Origin of the sequence: Methylobacterium sp. 37f, assembly GCF_023093475.1 — a bacterium.
Lineage (GTDB): Bacteria > Pseudomonadota > Alphaproteobacteria > Rhizobiales > Beijerinckiaceae > Methylobacterium.
In genome coordinates this window covers 21,615-36,937 of the sequence record NZ_JAGHKN010000046.1, presented here as the reverse complement: position 1 = coordinate 36,937, position 15,323 = coordinate 21,615, and the positions used below count along the sequence as shown (strand labels likewise).

15 protein-coding genes are annotated in these 15,323 nt (G+C 71.4%); 10 read left to right on the top strand and 5 right to left on the bottom strand.

The window, feature by feature from the left end; all coding sequences use genetic code 11:
- On the top strand, window positions 1-427 hold a 427-nt coding region (locus tag J7U37_RS22000; RefSeq protein WP_282104092.1), incomplete at its 5' end, for a transketolase C-terminal domain-containing protein.
- Window positions 428-485: 58 nt separating this feature from the next.
- On the opposite strand, the gene J7U37_RS21995 is transcribed toward J7U37_RS22000, so the two are convergent.
- On the bottom strand, window positions 486-1,049 hold the full coding sequence (locus J7U37_RS21995) for a superoxide dismutase family protein (protein ID WP_247637096.1): 564 nt from the start codon (window positions 1,047-1,049) through the stop codon (window positions 486-488).
- Window positions 1,050-1,385: 336 nt separating this feature from the next.
- Between J7U37_RS21995 and J7U37_RS21990 the strand changes: the two genes are divergently transcribed.
- Complete coding sequence (locus J7U37_RS21990) at window positions 1,386-1,988, top strand: hypothetical protein (RefSeq protein ID WP_247637100.1); 603 nt, start codon at window positions 1,386-1,388, stop codon at window positions 1,986-1,988.
- A gap of 93 nt (window positions 1,989-2,081) precedes the next feature.
- Here J7U37_RS21990 and J7U37_RS21985 read toward each other — a convergent pair whose 3' ends face one another.
- On the bottom strand, window positions 2,082-2,429 hold the full coding sequence (locus J7U37_RS21985) for a GcrA family cell cycle regulator (protein ID WP_274533550.1): 348 nt from the start codon (window positions 2,427-2,429) through the stop codon (window positions 2,082-2,084).
- A 340-nt stretch (window positions 2,430-2,769) separates the two neighbouring features.
- Between J7U37_RS21985 and J7U37_RS21980 the strand changes: the two genes are divergently transcribed.
- The 6 genes from J7U37_RS21980 (at window position 2,770) to J7U37_RS21955 (ending at window position 8,496) form a co-directional block, all read left to right on the top strand.
- A complete protein-coding gene (locus tag J7U37_RS21980; protein ID WP_247637095.1) occupies window positions 2,770-4,422 on the top strand; it encodes an inorganic phosphate transporter in 1,653 nt (550 codons plus the stop codon).
- Window positions 4,423-4,969: 547 nt separating this feature from the next.
- On the top strand, window positions 4,970-5,974 hold the full coding sequence (locus J7U37_RS21975) for an NAD-dependent epimerase/dehydratase family protein (protein WP_247637094.1): 1,005 nt from the start codon (window positions 4,970-4,972) through the stop codon (window positions 5,972-5,974).
- Window positions 5,975-6,134: 160 nt separating this feature from the next.
- On the top strand, window positions 6,135-6,887 hold the full coding sequence (locus J7U37_RS21970) for an ABC transporter permease subunit (protein ID WP_056183686.1): 753 nt from the start codon (window positions 6,135-6,137) through the stop codon (window positions 6,885-6,887).
- Window positions 6,887-7,645, top strand: coding sequence for an ABC transporter ATP-binding protein (locus tag J7U37_RS21965; protein ID WP_056184296.1), 759 nt, complete (start codon window positions 6,887-6,889; stop codon window positions 7,643-7,645). The genes J7U37_RS21970 and J7U37_RS21965 overlap by 1 nt, the downstream gene beginning before the upstream one ends.
- A gap of 100 nt (window positions 7,646-7,745) precedes the next feature.
- Window positions 7,746-7,976 carry a DUF2842 domain-containing protein gene (locus tag J7U37_RS21960; RefSeq protein WP_247637093.1) on the top strand — a complete coding sequence of 77 codons (231 nt, stop codon included), beginning with the start codon at window positions 7,746-7,748 and terminating at the stop codon, window positions 7,974-7,976.
- A gap of 91 nt (window positions 7,977-8,067) precedes the next feature.
- A complete protein-coding gene (locus J7U37_RS21955) occupies window positions 8,068-8,496 on the top strand; it encodes a hypothetical protein (protein WP_348528122.1) in 429 nt (142 codons plus the stop codon).
- A gap of 6 nt (window positions 8,497-8,502) precedes the next feature.
- Here the strand turns inward: J7U37_RS21955 and J7U37_RS21950 are convergent, their stop codons facing one another.
- Window positions 8,503-9,567, bottom strand: coding sequence for a polysaccharide deacetylase family protein (locus J7U37_RS21950; protein WP_247637092.1), 1,065 nt, complete (start codon window positions 9,565-9,567; stop codon window positions 8,503-8,505).
- A gap of 205 nt (window positions 9,568-9,772) precedes the next feature.
- On the opposite strand from J7U37_RS21950, the gene J7U37_RS21945 reads away from it, so the two are divergent.
- Window positions 9,773-10,972 (top strand): GNAT family N-acetyltransferase, encoded by a 1,200-nt coding sequence (locus tag J7U37_RS21945; RefSeq protein WP_247637091.1) that lies wholly within the window; start codon window positions 9,773-9,775, stop codon window positions 10,970-10,972.
- On the opposite strand, the gene J7U37_RS21940 is transcribed toward J7U37_RS21945, so the two are convergent.
- A complete protein-coding gene (locus tag J7U37_RS21940) occupies window positions 10,905-11,372 on the bottom strand; it encodes a RidA family protein (RefSeq protein WP_247637090.1) in 468 nt (155 codons plus the stop codon). The two genes, J7U37_RS21945 and J7U37_RS21940, sit on opposite strands and share 68 nt — an antisense overlap.
- Before the next feature lie 435 nt (window positions 11,373-11,807).
- A complete protein-coding gene (locus tag J7U37_RS21935) occupies window positions 11,808-14,282 on the bottom strand; it encodes an exopolysaccharide transport family protein (RefSeq protein ID WP_247637089.1) in 2,475 nt (824 codons plus the stop codon).
- A gap of 186 nt (window positions 14,283-14,468) precedes the next feature.
- Here J7U37_RS21935 and J7U37_RS21930 point away from each other — a divergent pair, with 186 nt between their 5' ends.
- Window positions 14,469-15,041: a polysaccharide biosynthesis/export family protein gene (locus tag J7U37_RS21930; RefSeq protein WP_056183701.1), complete on the top strand. Its 573-nt coding sequence runs from the start codon at window positions 14,469-14,471 to the stop codon at window positions 15,039-15,041.
- Window positions 15,042-15,323 lie beyond the last annotated feature (282 nt).

The window sequence follows — 15,323 nt, the reverse complement described above, 5'->3', positions numbered from 1 at the left end:
GGGGGCGCGGGTGGCGCTGCTGGCGCTGGGCACGCGCCTGTCCGAGGCGCTGAAGGCGGCCGACCTGCTGGAGGCCGAGGGCATCGCCGTGACGGTGGCGGATGCGCGCTTTGCCAAGCCGCTGGACGCGGCGATGATCCTGGACCTGGCGGCGAACCACGAGGTTCTGGTCACGCTGGAGGAGGGCTCGGTGGGCGGCTTCGGCGCCATGGTGCTGCACCTGCTGGCCGAGCGCGGTGCGCTCGATGCCGGCCGGGTGCGGGTCCGCACGCTGACCCTGCCGGACAGCTACCAGGACCACAACGCGCCGGACGCGATGTACGCCGAGGCCGGCCTCGACGCCGCCGGCATCCTCAACACCGTCAAGGCCGCCTTGCCCGAACGGAAGATGCGCGGCGCCAAGCTCGTCAGCGTCGCCCAGAACTAAGGACGACCCTTGCCCCGCGGAGCGGTTGCGCTCCGCGGGGCCGGTCCGAATCGGGCGGCTACTTGATCACCGCACAGGCGATGCGGGCCCCGGCTCCGCCGATGGGCTGGGTGGTGTGATCGTCCTCGTTGGCGTGGATGATCAGGGCCGAACCGTCGCCGTCCTTCAGGGCGCCCTCGCCGGTCAGCGGCGTCTCGCTCGACACCTCGGCGTTCACCGAACCGTCCGCGTTGGCGAAGACGTTGGGGAGGTCGCCCTCGTCCGGGCCTTCGGGATTGAGCAGGCCGTGCTTGCTCTGGTCGTGATTCACGTGCGCCTTCGAATTCTCGAACTTGGCGGTGTCCGAGCAGTCGCCGACGGCATGGAAATGGATGCCGTGCCAGCCGGGCGGGAGTCCGCCGGGCTGGATCGTCACCCGCATGACGAGCGCGCTCGCACCGTCGCGAATCATAATCTTTCCAATGGGTTCGCCCTTGCCGTTCTGGATCGGGCTCTCGAAGGTCTGCGGGGCCGCGGGGGGCGCTGCCTCAGCGGGCGCGGCCGGAGCGGGCTGCGCGAGGGCGGTGTGGGCAGCGATGGCCGAGCTCGCCGCGAGGGCGAGGACCGACGGAAGTCGTCTCATGAGTTGGCTCTCCTCTCCACGCCGGGTACGCCTGTGGAGCGTCAACGAAGATGGTCCCGGGGCGATCCACGACAATGCCGGACGGGCGCCAGGTTTCCCGAGCGGGGTGACGCGAGGTCGATCGGCCGGCCGAGGAAAACGGCTGGACCGGCAGCACGTGGACGAACTCTCAAGGTTTCGCTAGGTTTCCACAGTGAGAGCCCGGGTCGTGATCCCGATCCGGCAAGTCTTTTGCTGAGTTGAGGTTCTTTCGCGGTGATCCGAGGCCGGCGTCGCAGACCGATGAGGGACCCGTCCCGCCTCGGTACTTCGCCCAGAGCGTGTTGGGAGGTCGTCATGACGGTCTTGATGTCTCGCCGCATCCGGGGCGTTGCTTTCGCGCTCGGTCTGTTCCCGGGCCTGGCCCTGGCGGAGTCGGCTCCCCAATCCGGGCGGACCTGGACCGATCCACCCGCCCGCGGCACCGCCGAGGCCCGGTCCGACCCCGTTGCCGTGGCACCCGAGACCGGACGGCGCGCCGAGGCTGCCCCGGCGCCGGCCCGGGCGGCCCGCCCGGTTCGCAGCGCCGCCCGGACCCCCAAACGCCCCCGCGTATACGCCGAGGGTCGTGTCGAGGTCGCGCGTCGAAGCACTGTCGCCTCGCGTCGACGGGCCGCGCGTGTCGCAACGCCGGTCACGCCGCGCAAATTCGCGGCGCGACCGGTCGTCCGGCCTCTGCCGCCGGGCTTCGTCCGGAACGGCGACATCTCTGGATACGGCTATGGCGACGGATCGCGCGCGGAGGCGACCGGCGCCTTCGTGGACGGAGACGATCGCGCCCGCCGCATCCGGCAGGCCCAGGAGGCCGGCTACCTCGTGGTGCGCTCCCGCAGCGTCGAGTTCCCCGACGGACGGCGCCTGCGCACCTACCGCCCGATCGAGGACGACAGCGACGACTAGACCGAGCCGGCGCACCGCAACGAAAAACCCCGCCGGCAGCACCGGCGGGGTTCGGGAAATCGGGGTGGAGAGCGGGTTGGACGGGCGCGCGCGTTAGCGCAGGCGGCCGGGCCGGGCCGGCTCGAACACGATGCGGCGGTGGAAGGCGCACCAGCTCTTGCCGTCCGGAGCGGGGGCGCCGCAGCAGACGGCGCGGTCATTAGGCTCGCCGATGATGAACTTGCACACGAAGGCGCCGGACTGCGCGAACGGCACCCGCAGCTCGGCGGAGGGCTCGGCGATGGCATCGGCCTCGCCGACCTGTGACATGCGGACAAGCTGGTTCATGGATCGAATGACTCGCGGACTGGCTTTCGCGGGCTGAGCCCTGCGGAATGTGGCAGATGAGAAGCGCGTCGCGTCCGAAAGGCCCCCCGATCCGCACGGGTACGAAGGATGCACCGCCGCACGTCTCGGGAGATTCGCCGACCCGGATCGGGTCGAACACGCGACCGAACCGGGCGCGACAGCGTCATGATGCTGTTATATCTGGGGTTTGGGCTCCGGCAAACAAGTGCCGACGCATGGATGCGTTGCAGCGCACAGGTTTCCCGGCTTCCGGGACAGGGGCCGGCACCGCATCGCCCAGTTCGCACGGCTGGGACGGCGGGTCTCATCCCTGTTGCGGAAGACGAATCCCGGCCTGTCATCGAACTGTGACACGCGACTCCTAGAGGCGGACCATGCGAGGGGCGTCGGTGGATCATCCCGCTGGCGTGAATGACTCGCGAGGGCCCGAATCATGTCCGACGCGCGCCTATCCCCCGTGATCGCCGCCGGGCGACCGATCGGCTTGGAGAGCGGGCCGCGGCGCTCCGGGCCGCAGCTCGACGGGCGCCTCCACGTCTCGGGCCTGATCGGGTTCGCGCTCGTCCTCCTCGGCGGCCTCGCCTATGCGGGATACAGCCTCGTTCACGACATGAACGCGGTCGGTGAGACGCCGCTGGCGATCGGAGCCTTCGCGCTGCTGGCGCTGGCTCTCCTGATCGCCCTCGCCTTCGAGTTCGTGAACGGCTTTCACGACACCGCCAACGCGGTGGCGACGGTGATCTACACCCATGCCCTGCCGCCGCTGGTCGCGGTGATCTGGTCCGGCGCCTTCAACTTCCTCGGGGTGATGCTGTCCTCCGGCGCGGTGGCCTACGCCATCGTCACCCTGCTGCCGGTGGAGCTGATCCTGCAGGTCGGGTCGTCGGCCGGCTACGCGATGATCTTCTCCCTGCTGATCGCCGCGATCCTGTGGAATCTCGGCACCTGGGCGCTCGGCCTGCCGAACTCCTCCTCGCACGCCCTGATCGGCTCGGTGATCGGCGTCGGCCTCGCCAACCAGCTGATGGCGCCCGAGGGCCAGGGTACCTCCGGCGTCGAGTGGGGGCAGGCGGTGACGGTGCTGGAGGGGCTGCTGATCTCGCCCGTCCTCGGCTTCGTCCTGGCGGCCCTGCTGCTCGTGGCCATGAAGGCCGTCGTCAAGCGCCGGGACCTGTACGAGGCGCCTGCGGGCGAGGCCCCGCCCCCGCTCTGGATCCGCGGCCTGCTCATTCTCACCTGCACCCTGGTGTCGTTCTTCCACGGCGGCAATGACGGCCAGAAGGGCATGGGCCTGATCATGCTGATCCTGATCGGCGCGGCGCCCACCGCCTATGCCCTCAACCGCACCATGTCGGACGACATGACGCCGGTTTTCGCGAAGCAGTCGCAGGATGCGCGCGCGGTGTTCGCCGCCCGGGCCGGGACCATGGCGCCCCCCGACGCGGCCGCCGCCCGGGTCCAGGTCGCCGAGGCCCTGCGCACGAAGGCGCTGAACACGCCTGCCGTCTACGCGGCGCTCGCCGCCCTCTCGGAGGATATCGCCGCCTCGGTCCAGCGCCACGGCGCGATCCGGCAGGTGCCGGCCGCCGCCACCCCGAATCTGCGCAACGACATGTACCTCGCCGCCGACGCGGTGCGCCTCCTGCCGGGCACCGGGGCGGGCTTCCCGGAGGCCGAGGGCAAGGTGCTCAAGGCCTATGCCGGCCTCCTCAACGACGGCACCCGCTACATCCCGACCTGGGTGAAGGTCTGCGTCGCCCTGGCGCTCGGCCTCGGCACCATGGTGGGCTGGAAGCGCATCGTCGTCACGGTGGGCGCGCGCATCGGCAAGACCCACCTGACCTACGCCCAGGGCGCCTCGGCCGAGATGGTGGCCGCCGGCACGATCGGGCTCGCCGAACTCTACGGCCTGCCGGTCTCCACCACCCACATCCTGTCGAGCGGCGTCGCCGGCACCATGGCGGCCAACGGCTCGGGCCTCCAGGTCGCCACCGTGCGCAACATGGCGCTCGCGTGGGTCCTGACCTTGCCGGCCGCCATCACCCTGGCGGGCGGCTTGTTCTTCGTCCTGCGGCAGGTGTTCTGAGGGCTGGGGGATTCGCCGCCAACCGGCTCGCAGGACGTGGATTTCGCGCGCGTCGCCCTATCCCCCGTTGGGCTACGGCCTTCCCACAACGCGCGGGCTGCAGGGATCCCCTTTCCTTCCAGCAGAGGGAGACCCGGTGCGTCTCACGCCCACCCGCAGATGACCGCCATCACACTGTTCCCGGTCGAGGTTTGCCCCGTCAGAGTTGCGTGAATCCAGTCGCCCCTGCGGGAGCGGGTGGCCCGCGTAGCGGATCGGGCCGGCACGCCGTCCCGCAAGAGGGGAACGCGCGGTTCGGAGAAGTCGCCCCCTCTCCCGCCTGCTCCGCAGGCACCCTTCCCCGCAGAGAGGGAGGGGCGACCCGCGCCTGGGCGAATCGCGTCAGCGCACCCGAGAGCGCTGGATGAATCCAACAGCCATTCTCGGGCGGAGGGCCGCGTCGCGGCCGTCGGAATCGCCCGCACCCCCCCGCTTTCTTGAGGTCGCGCGGCGCTGCGTGTAGGTCGGGGGCAGGCGCGATCCGGTTCGGACGGCCGCAAGGGATTGCATGCGCGTCTTCGTGACCGGCACCGCCGGCTTCATCGGCTACCATCTCGCGCGGCGTCTCCTCGCGGAGGGCCACGCCGTGACCGGGTTCGACGGGTTCAGCGATTATTACGACGTCGCTTTGAAGCGGGCGCGCCATGCCGACCTCGCGCGGAGCCCGGATTTCACCGCCGTCGAGGCCCGGCTGGAGACCCCGGGTGCCCTGCGGGAGGCGGTCGAACGGGCCGCGCCCGACATCGTCGTGCATCTCGCGGCCCAGGCGGGCGTGCGCCACAGCCTGGAGAATCCCGCGGCCTACGTGGAGGCCAACCTCGTCGGCATGGCCAACCTGATCGAGGCGGTGCGAGCGCATCCGGTGCGCCACCTCCTGTTCGCCTCCACCAGTTCGGCCTATGGCGGCAACACGGCGCTGCCGTTCCGCGAGACCGACCCGGCGGTGACACCGCTCACCCTCTACGCCGCCTCCAAGCTGGCCGGCGAGGCGATGGCGCATGCCTATAGCCACCTGTTCGCGATTCCGACCACGGCGTTCCGGTTCTTCACCGTCTACGGCCCCTGGGGTCGGCCGGACATGGCCCTGTTCCTGTTCACCGCCAAGATCCTGGCCGGCGCGCCGATCACGGTCTATGCCGGGGGTGCGGCCGAGCGCGACTTCACCTACGTGGACGACCTCGTGGCGGCGATCCGGGGCCTGATGGACCGGCCGCCGGCGCCCGCCGAGGGGCCGGTCTGTCCCGGCGACACCTTGAGTCCGGTGGCGCCGTTCCGGCTGGTCAATATCGGCGGGGGGCGCCCGGTCCGCATCGACGCGATGATCGACGAGCTGGAGCGCGCCCTGGGGCGCCGCGCCGAACGCATCCTCCAGCCCCTGCCCCCCGGCGACGTGCCGCGCACCGAGGCCAGCACCGATCTGCTGCGCGCCCTCGTCGGCGCCGTGCCGGACACCCCGCTGAGCACCGGGATCGCCGCCTTCGTGGCGTGGTATCGGGACTATTACGGGGCCTGATCCGGCCCACCCCATGGCGGGTGACCTCGTCGAACCCGCCTCTCTCTCAGCTCCCTCTCCCCGGACGCCAACCTCTTGCCGAGCCCAACTTGCCGAGCTTAAGCCGCCCGATGATCTCCAGACCCTTCTCGCCCGGGCGCGCCGCGCCGGTGGCCCGCCGATGACGGCCCTGCGCTCGACAGCCCTGGCGGCGGCGGGGCTCCTCGCCTTCCTGCTGTTCTGGGAGGCCATGCCGCGCCTCGGCCTGATCAACCCGGCCTTCCTGCCGCCGCCGAGCACCATTCCGGCCGCCTTCCTCAACGAGGTCCGCCTCGGGGTCTGGGGCGAGGCGGTGCTGTCGAGCCTGAGCCACTACGTGGCGGGCCTCGGGGTCGGGGCGGGAGCCGGCATCGCGCTCGGCCTGCTCAGCGGCATGTTCCGGGGCTTCGAGGCCTTCACCGCCTGGATCGTGCGCCTGCTGCGGCCGATTCCGGGCCTGGCCTGGGTGCCGTTCGCCATCATCTGGTTCGGCGTCCAGCCGGAGGCGGCCGTCTTCATCATCGCCATCGGGGTGTTCTGGATCGTGTTCTTCGCCACGCAGGGAGCGGTGCGGGGCGTCGACCGCGACCTCGTCGAGGTGGCCCAGGCCTTCGGCTTCGGCTCGCCCTGGGCGCGGCTCACCAAGATCCTGCTGCCGGCCGCGACCCCCGGCATCCTGGTCGGCCTGCGGACCGCGCTCGGCCAGGCCTGGATGGCGGTGGTGGCCGCCGAGATCTTCGGCGTGCCCGGCGTCGGCGCCCGGATGATGCAGGCCTCCAGCCTGCTCTCCACCGACATCGTCGTGGTCTACATGCTCACCATGGCCGCCCTCTACGGCCTGTTCGATACGGCCTTCGTCGCCCTCCAGGGCTGGCTTCTCCGGTGGCGCGCCTGATGTCCGAGCCGATCATCTCCATCGCGGGACTGGAACTCGCCTACGCGCGCGACGGCGCCCGGACGGTCATCCTGCGGGACCTCGACCTCGCGGTGGCGCGGGGCGAGTTCCTCGTCATCGTGGGCGAATCCGGCGTCGGCAAGTCGACGGTGCTGCGGGTGCTGATCGGGCTCGCTCAGCCCAGCGCCGGCACCGTGCGGATCGAGGCCCGGCCGGGCTGCCGCACGCCGATGGCCCTGGTGTTCCAGGATGCGCGCCTGCTGCCCTGGCGCCGGGTCATCGCCAACGTGGCCTTCGGGCTCGAGGGCAGCGGCCTGTCGAAGGCCGAGCGCCTGGCCAAGGCGCAGGCGATGCTCGACCTCGTCGGTCTCGGCGATCTGGGGCAGCGCTGGCCGCACCAGCTCTCCGGCGGCCAGCGCCAGCGCGTCGCCATCGCGCGGGCGCTCGCGGTCGACCCCGACGTGCTCCTGATGGACGAGCCGTTCTCGGCGCTCGACAGCTTCACCCGCGAGGGCCTGCAGGACGAGTTGCAGCGCATCCAGGCGGCGACGGGCAAGACCATCCTGTTCGTCACCCACGACATCGACGAGGCGGTGACCCTGGCCGACCGGGTGGTGGTGCTGGCCGGCAGCCCGGGCCACCTCGCCGCCGAGATGCCCATCACCGTGCCCCGGCCCCGGCGCCGGCGCGATGCCGCCCTGCAGGAGGCCGCCCGGCAATTGCGGATGGAGCTGTCGAACCGCTCGTCGGAACTCTGACGGCACGGGATGCCAAAAGGGTCGCGGGCGCGGCCGTTGCCATCGGGGGCCCGGGGCTCTACCCCGGCGGGAGCCCCCGTTCGCTGCAAGGACCTGGCCGATGCGCCGCCGCACCCGCTCGCTGATCGGCACGATCGTGATGCTGGCCTTCATCATCCTCTACGCGCCGCTCGCGATGGCGCTGGCCGACAGCCGCATCTCGCAGACGCCGGCCCCCGTGCAGGCGGTGCTGTACGCCCTCCTCGGCATCGCCTGGATCTTCCCGCTGATGCCGCTGATCAGCTGGATGGGCAAAAACGATGCGACGAACGATGGGGGCGACCGGGGCTGACGCCCCATTCGGCGCCAGAATCGCCGGGTGACGTCGGGTTTTCGCCGCACTCGCGGCCCAGAAGCGCGGCGTGTCATTCGTTAAGAGGCCGTTGTCCCGCTCAATGCCGCGTCTGTGCCCGTCCTCGCTCGCCCTCGGCCTCGCGTTCCTGGTGGCCGTTCCCGTCCTGTCGGCCCGGCCGGCCGGGGCGCAATCGACGCCGCGCTCGGTCTCGGATTGCGAGCGTCTGAAGAACGACCTCGCCTACAACCAGTGCCTCGCGATGTTCGGGCCGGCCGCCAAGAACGTCGCCAGCGGGGCCGCCGCCGGGGCGGCCTCCGCCTCGGCCTCGGTCGCCTCCGCGCTGGCGGCGATCCCCCAGCGCCTGGAGGCGAGCGCGGCCGCCACCGGGGCGGCGATCGCCGCGATCGGGCATCGCGGACGGCGCGGGCGGTACGCGCGCCACGGCCGCCAGAGCGCCAGCTTCGCCGTCGCGGGCGGAGAGAGCCGCTCGTATCGCCGCCACCGCCGCCGGCGCTGAATCCCATCAGTCGACGTTGAGCCGGCGCCCCCGGTTCCAGGCCAGGAACGGCACGCCCGAGAGCAGCGCCGAGAGCGCGGCCTCCGTCTGGTGATGACCGTTGACCGAGACCCGCGGCAGCGCGTGCAGGTGGGCCGCATGGCCCCCGAAGAGGTGGCCCGGCCGGGTCGTCACCGCCGTGGCGAAGCCGAGGTCTCGCGCCAGGGCGAATTCGCGCCGCCCCGCCGAGGTCGGATCGCCCACCGGGTAGGACAGGTGCGTGACCGGGCGCTCGAGTTCGGCCGCGATCCGCGCCTGCCCCGCCTCGATCTCCCGCCGCGCCACCGCCGCATCGTGCTTGGCCAGCATCGGGTGGCTGATCGTGTGCGCCCCGAAGGTGACGCGGGGGTCGCGGCCGAGGTCGCGCAGCTCGGACCAGGACAGGCACAGATCCGCGGCCAGCCTGCCCGGCACCAGCCCGGCCTCGGCGCAGAGGCCGGCGATGACGGCGAGGAGCCGCGCCTCGGGTCCGGCCCGCAGATGGCGGTAGACCGCCGCGAAGGCGCCGGTTTTCTCCGTCGCATCGCGGGCGGGCAGGTCGAGATCGCCGTCCGGCACCCGCACCCGGTCGAGGCGGCCGATCGCCCGTTCCAGTTCGAGCCACCACAGGCGCCCGTGGCCGCTGGCGAAAGCGCTGGTGACGAACAGGGTCCAGGGGGCGTCGTGGCGGCGCAGGACGGGGGCCGCATGCTCGGCATTGTCGCGGTAGCCGTCATCGAAGGTGAGCACCGCGAAGGGCCGTCCCCCGCGGGCGAGGCGTTCGGGCACGGCGTCGAGGGCGATGATCTCGAAGCCGCGCTTCCGCACCAGCGTGACGGTCCGGTCGAGGAAGTCCGGGGTGATCGCCAGGAGACCGTTCGGCGCATAGGCCGCCGGCGGCTCCGGGCGGACATGGTGGAAGGTAAGGATCAGCCCGCGCCCGCGCGCCACCGGGCCGAGCCACAGGTCGGCCCGGCTCGCCGCGATGGCGCGGAAGCCGGCGGCGAACAGGCGGTGGCGCCGGCTGAGCGCGGGCGTTTCGGTGGCCGACATGGGGAATCCGATCGGGTGGGACGCCAGGGGAGCACGCCAACCGGCAAGGTTTCGTTACCCACGTGGGCAGACAGGCGGTCCTCGTCGGCCCGGCGTCACGGACGGGTTAAGGCTTGGCGGCGCAGGGTCGGGCCATCGATCCGGCGGGTTCCGATCCGCCGGTCAACCGGACCGATGGCCCGCGCGGCGGGCCCAGGATGATCCCATGGCTGTTCTCGCTCATGACCTGACTGGAGCCGGAGCGATGCGGGCGCGGGTGCAGCACGGCCTCAGGGCCGACATCCTCGACGATCTCGCTGCCGCCGAGGTCTTGTGGCGCGCGATGGAATCCGATCCGGCCGCGCTGGCGACGCCCTATCAGCGCTTCGACTGGGTCGCGGCCTTCGTCGCCGGAACCGGGGGGGCCGAGGCGGATCTGCGCGTCGTGGTGCTGCGCGATCCCGCCGGGCGGGCGCGCGTGCTGATCCCCCTGGTGGTCGCCCGCGAGGGCGGCGCACGGGTCGCCCGCGTGATCGGCGCCAAGCACGCCAACTACCACATGCCGCTCTTCGCCTCGCGCGAGGCGGCGGCGATGCGTCCGGAGGACCTGTCCGACGCGCTGCGCCTGATCGGACGCAAGGCCGGCATCGACGTCTTCGCCCTGTCGCACCAGCCCCGCTTCTGGGACGGGGCCGCCAATCCCCTGCACCACGAGGCCGAACCGGCCCCGAGCGACGCCTATGGGCTGATGCTCGGACCCGACCCCGACGCCACTCTCAAGCGGGTCTTCAGCAGCGATGCGCGCAAGAAGCTGCGGGCCAAGGAGAAGAAGCTCGTTGAGGCGTTCGGGCCGGTGGCGTGCCAACGGGCCGAGACCCCGGAGGCGGTCGAGCGCTATCTGGCCGCGTTCTACGAACAGAAGGCCGCCCGCTTCGCCGGCATGGGGCTCGCCAACCCCTATGCCGATCCCGCCGTGCGGGCCTTCCTGGCGCGGGCGACGGTTCCCGGGGCCAGCCCCGCCATCGAGGTCACCGCGCTGGTGGCCGCCGGGACCGGCCGGGTCTTCGCGGTTTTCGCGGGCGCCGTCGATGCGCAGCGCTACAGCGGCATGATGACGTCCTTCGACGCCGATCCGGCGGTGAGCCGGTCCAGCCCCGGCGACATCCTCCTGCACCACCTCATCGCCGACCAGACGGCGCGGGGCCGGCGCAGCTTCGACCTCGGCGTCGGCGAGGCCCGCTACAAGAGCAGCATCTGCGACGAGACCATCGAACTCGGCGAGGTGACCCTGCCGGTGACCCTGCGTGGCCATGTCTTCGCCCTGCGGATCATCGCGGCCGCCCGCCTCAAGCGCCGCATCAAGCGCGACCCGCGCCTGATGGCGCTCGTGTCCCGCCTGCGCCGCCACCGGGCCGCGACCGAGTAGGCTGGACTACGGCGGCAGGAACGCCATCGCATCCACCTTCCACCAGCATGTCGGGGAAGGCGAGCGCCGCGACACCGATCAGGGCGCTGGCGGGTGGGCATGCGGCATTGATCCAGCGATCCCGCACCGCCCGGATCGCCGGCAGCTCGGCCGGATCGTAGTCACGGACGTAGATCGTGAGGCGCGCGACGGCGCTGAAATCGGCGCCGGCCGCATGGAGCGTCGCCTGCATGTTCCGGAAGACTTGATCGAGCTGCGTCGCCCGATCACCGGCGACGATGGTGCCCGTGTCATCGAAGGGAACATGGCCGGACAGGATGAGAAGTCGCCCCTCCGAGAGCAGCATGGCTTGCGAGATGCCGGGAATGGACGGACCGGGCGGATTGATCGGACGCAGCATCGTGATCCAGTCCTGCTTCGGGATCGAATGACATCTCGCGGACGGCCTGAGCCGAAGACAGTCCCTGCGTCGGGTGCGACGCGTGCCAACCCCGGAGGCAGCCGCAGGCGTGCCGACCGCGTTCGGCGCAGCATCGGTCTCGGCCGCACAGGCTCGGAGATACGTCTCGATGGCAGCGGGGTGCCGGGGCTCGGGTCGCTCCTCCGCGGAATACGGGATCGGCATGGCCGAAGGACAGCCATCTTAGGTCGCAAGATTCCCGGCCGGTCAACCGGTCGTCGTATTCCGAGGCGTGGCTGAGTGGAGTGATCGCCGCGCGTTCGTCCGATCGGACGGCGGAACGCCAAGACCCGCCCTTCGCAAGACCCACTCTTCGTCCGACGCGAAGGGCGGGGTGGTTCAGCCTGGAGAGAGGGGGACGAGCGGCGGCTGGGCTCAGGCCGCCGAGCGGCGCAGCGGCATCGCCGCCTCATCCGCGAAAGCGGGCCGCTCGGCGACAGCAGGGCCCGCCGGAGCGAGGGGCGCAGCTGCCAAATCCTGGGCCACCAGGATCTGGCCCGCGCCGGAGGCTTCGGCCAGGCCGTAGAGGTCGAGGAGGTCGGCATCCTCGGGATCGCGGTCGGAGGCGATGACCACCGCGTCCATCTGGTGTCCGGCCATCTCCAGGATCGCGCGGGCGGTGCGGGTCTGCGGTGCGCCGAGGCGGCACACCACCCAGTCATAGGCCTGGGCCAGGGCGTCGAGGGTGATCGCCAGGGCCTGGGGTTCTTCCAGCAGGATGCCGGCGGCGAGGAAGCCGCGCGGGATCGCGTGCAGGCGCGAGCCGGGGATCGCCTGGATGACGTCGAGGAAGGCGGCCTCGCCCGCCACGAGGTCGGTCAGGCCAACCTCGTCCGGACCGCAGGCGGGACCGTTGAGATCGAGAACGAGGACGCTGGCGCCCGCCGTCAGGGCGCTGCCGAGGCTGACGGCCAGCCCGGCCTCCGCCCGCCGGACCGGCGCGTCCTCCATGACCAGGACGGTGCGGCCCGCCCCATCCCGGGCCGGCGCGGCGCCGTCGCGCAGGCGCGCCACCAGCGGGTCGAGAGCGTAGCTGCCCGCCTCCCCGGCCTTCGGGGCTCCGGCGCCCCGGGCCTGCGGCAGGCTTTCGGGCTGCGCCGGCGTGAGGCTTTCGGGCTGCGCCGGCGTGAGGCTTTCGGGCTGCGCCGGCCTGAAGCCTTCGGGCTGCGCCGGCCTGGGGCTGTCCGGCTCCATGCCGGCCGACGACAGAATCGGGCGCGTGGCGACGGTGTCCGCGACCGGAACCTCCGGCGTGAGGATCGTGCGGTCAGGCTCCACGAGCGTGCCGGCGGTGAGCGGGGCCGGGCCGTGCCCGCCCTGGCGCGCCATGGCCAGGGAGGCTTCCGGGAAGGCGAAGGGTTGGTGCCGGTGGATCGGACGCTCGGAGCCGGACTCGGAGTCCGTCTCGCTCCGCCGCCGCCGGCCCGAGCCGTCGGGATCGGTGAGGAGGTGGCGGGCGATGACGGCGCCCATCGAGAACAGCAGGCCGAGCACCGCCGCCAGCAGTACGATCGGCAGCTTCTTGGGGAAGGACGGGGTCTCGGGCGTGATGGCGCGCGAGACCACGCGGGCATCGGCCGGGGCGGCGCTCTCGGCGTCGCGGGCCGAGGCCTCGCGATAGCGGGCGAGGTAGGATTCGAGCTGTTCGCGCTCGGCCTTGGCCTCGCGCTCCAGGGCGCGGAGCTGGACCTCGCTGGAATTGCCCTTCGAGACCACGTCGCGCTGGGCGTCGACGGCGGCGCTCAGACTCTCGACCCGGGCCTCGGCGATGCGGGCGTCGTTCTCGAGGGTGCGGACCACCCGCTCGGCGGTGGCCTTGATCTGGGCGTCGAGGTCCGAGATCTGCGCGGTCAGTTCCTTGATGCGCGGATGGGCGGGCAGGAGGGTGCGGGATTCGAGGGCGAGCTGGTTGCGCAGGGTGATGCGCTGCTCGACCGTGCGGCGGATGATCTCGTTGTTGGCCACATCCGGGATCTCGAAGGCGCGGCCGTCCTTGATCATCTCCTTGATCAGCTTGGCGCGCCCGGCGAGATCGGCCTTGGCGGTTCGGGCCTGCGACAGTTGGGTCGACAATTCGCCGAGCTGCTGGGCGCCGAGAGGCTGGCCGGCGGCGCCGCCGGTGGCGATCAGGCCATGGCTGGCGCGGTAGGCCTCGACCTTGGATTCCGCCTCGGCGACGCGGGTGCGCAGGGCCTCGATGTTGCCGCCAAGCCAGCTCGAGGCGTAGCGGGCGGTGTCGGTCTTCGCCGCTTCGAGGGAGCCGATGTAGAGTTCCGCGATGGTGTTGGCCGCCTGGGCCGCGAGGTGCGGATCCTGCGAGCGGAACTCCACCGTGAGGATGCGCGACTTGCCGGCCGGGTAGACGCTGAGGCGGTCGAAATAGGTCTCCAGGATCCGCTCCTCGGGCGGGCGCTCCATCGGATTGCGGGCCAGCCCGATCATCATCAGGGCGCGCTGCAGCGGGCCGAAGCCGGCGACGCTCGGATCGAATTCGGCGTTGCCGGCCAGCGACAGCCGGCGGATCGCCTCGCGGGCGAGGTCCCGCGACATCACCACCTGGACCTGGCTCGCCACCGCCTGCTCGTCGATCGGCTGGGGCTGCTCGCCGCGTTCCTGGGCGGTGCGGGTGTAGGGCGTGTCGCGGCTCTCGAGCAGGATCTTCGCCTCGCCGGTGTAGCGCGGCGACACCACCTGCACGAACGCGATGGCACCGATCGTCGCCAGGGCGGTCGGGATGACGATCCAGCGCCAGGACCGGCGCAGCAGGCCGGCGAGTTGCGCCAACCCCAACCCCTCGCCTTCGGCGGGCGGGGCGTCGCGGGTGGGCTGGAACGGCGAAGAGCGGGGCATGGCTCGATCTTTACGCAAGGCAAGGAGGTCGACCGCGGGCGGGCCGGCTCTGATGCGAATAGAGCGCGTTAAGGTTGATCGGACGTTAAGAGGCGGGGTTTCGCACGGATCGTTGCGGGACGTCAGTGTTCGTTAACCATGCCTCCCTAGAAGTTGGATCGAATCTTCCTCACGACGGCAGTAGTGATGAACCGGCGATCACTTCTCATAACGCTGACGTCGAGCCTGATGCTCGGCGGCTGCCTGCGCCCGGATTTCCGGACCGATCAACTCGACGCGACCGGCACCGGCTCGATCGGGGCGCGCTACACGCTCTCCGCCGGCGACCGCCTCCGGGTCATCGTCTTCGGCCAGGACAACCTGTCGAACATCTACGCGGTCGACGGCGCGGGCAACATCGCGATGCCGCTCATCGGCCTGGTGAAGGTGGGCGGCCAGCCCACCGCCCAGGCCGCGCGCACCATCGAGGCCAAGCTCTCGGCCGGCTTCGTGCGCGAGCCCCACGTCACCGTCGAGGTCGACGCCTACCGGCCGTTCTACATCCTCGGCGAGGTCACGACCTCGGGCCAGTATCCCTACGTCAACGGCATGGCGGTCGAGACCGCGGTGGCGATCGCGGCCGGCTTCGGGCCCCGCGCCGCCCGCGACTACGCGGTGCTGACCCGCGAGGGCCGGGACGGCCTCGTCTCGGGCATCGTGCCGATGACCTATCCGGTGCGTCCCGGCGACACCATCGTGATCAAGGAGCGCTTCTTCTGATCGGCATGCCGGATTTTGGAATGCCGGATTTCCGAATGCCGGGCTTTCGAATGCCGGGCTTCGGGCCGCGATCTTCGCAATACTGTTCCGGAAGTTAGGACTCGCCTAACCGAACCGCGAAGGATTCTGCCGATCTTCGGCCGGACGGTGCCGCGCGGCGGTCCGTTTAACGGTCCGCCCACCTCTCGGACGCCAGGTTCCTCCGACGGACATGCGGTCTGACCGCTGGTCCCGTGTCGCGTGGAGCAGCTTGTCGTGCGTGCGTTCGCCCCTGGTCTGATC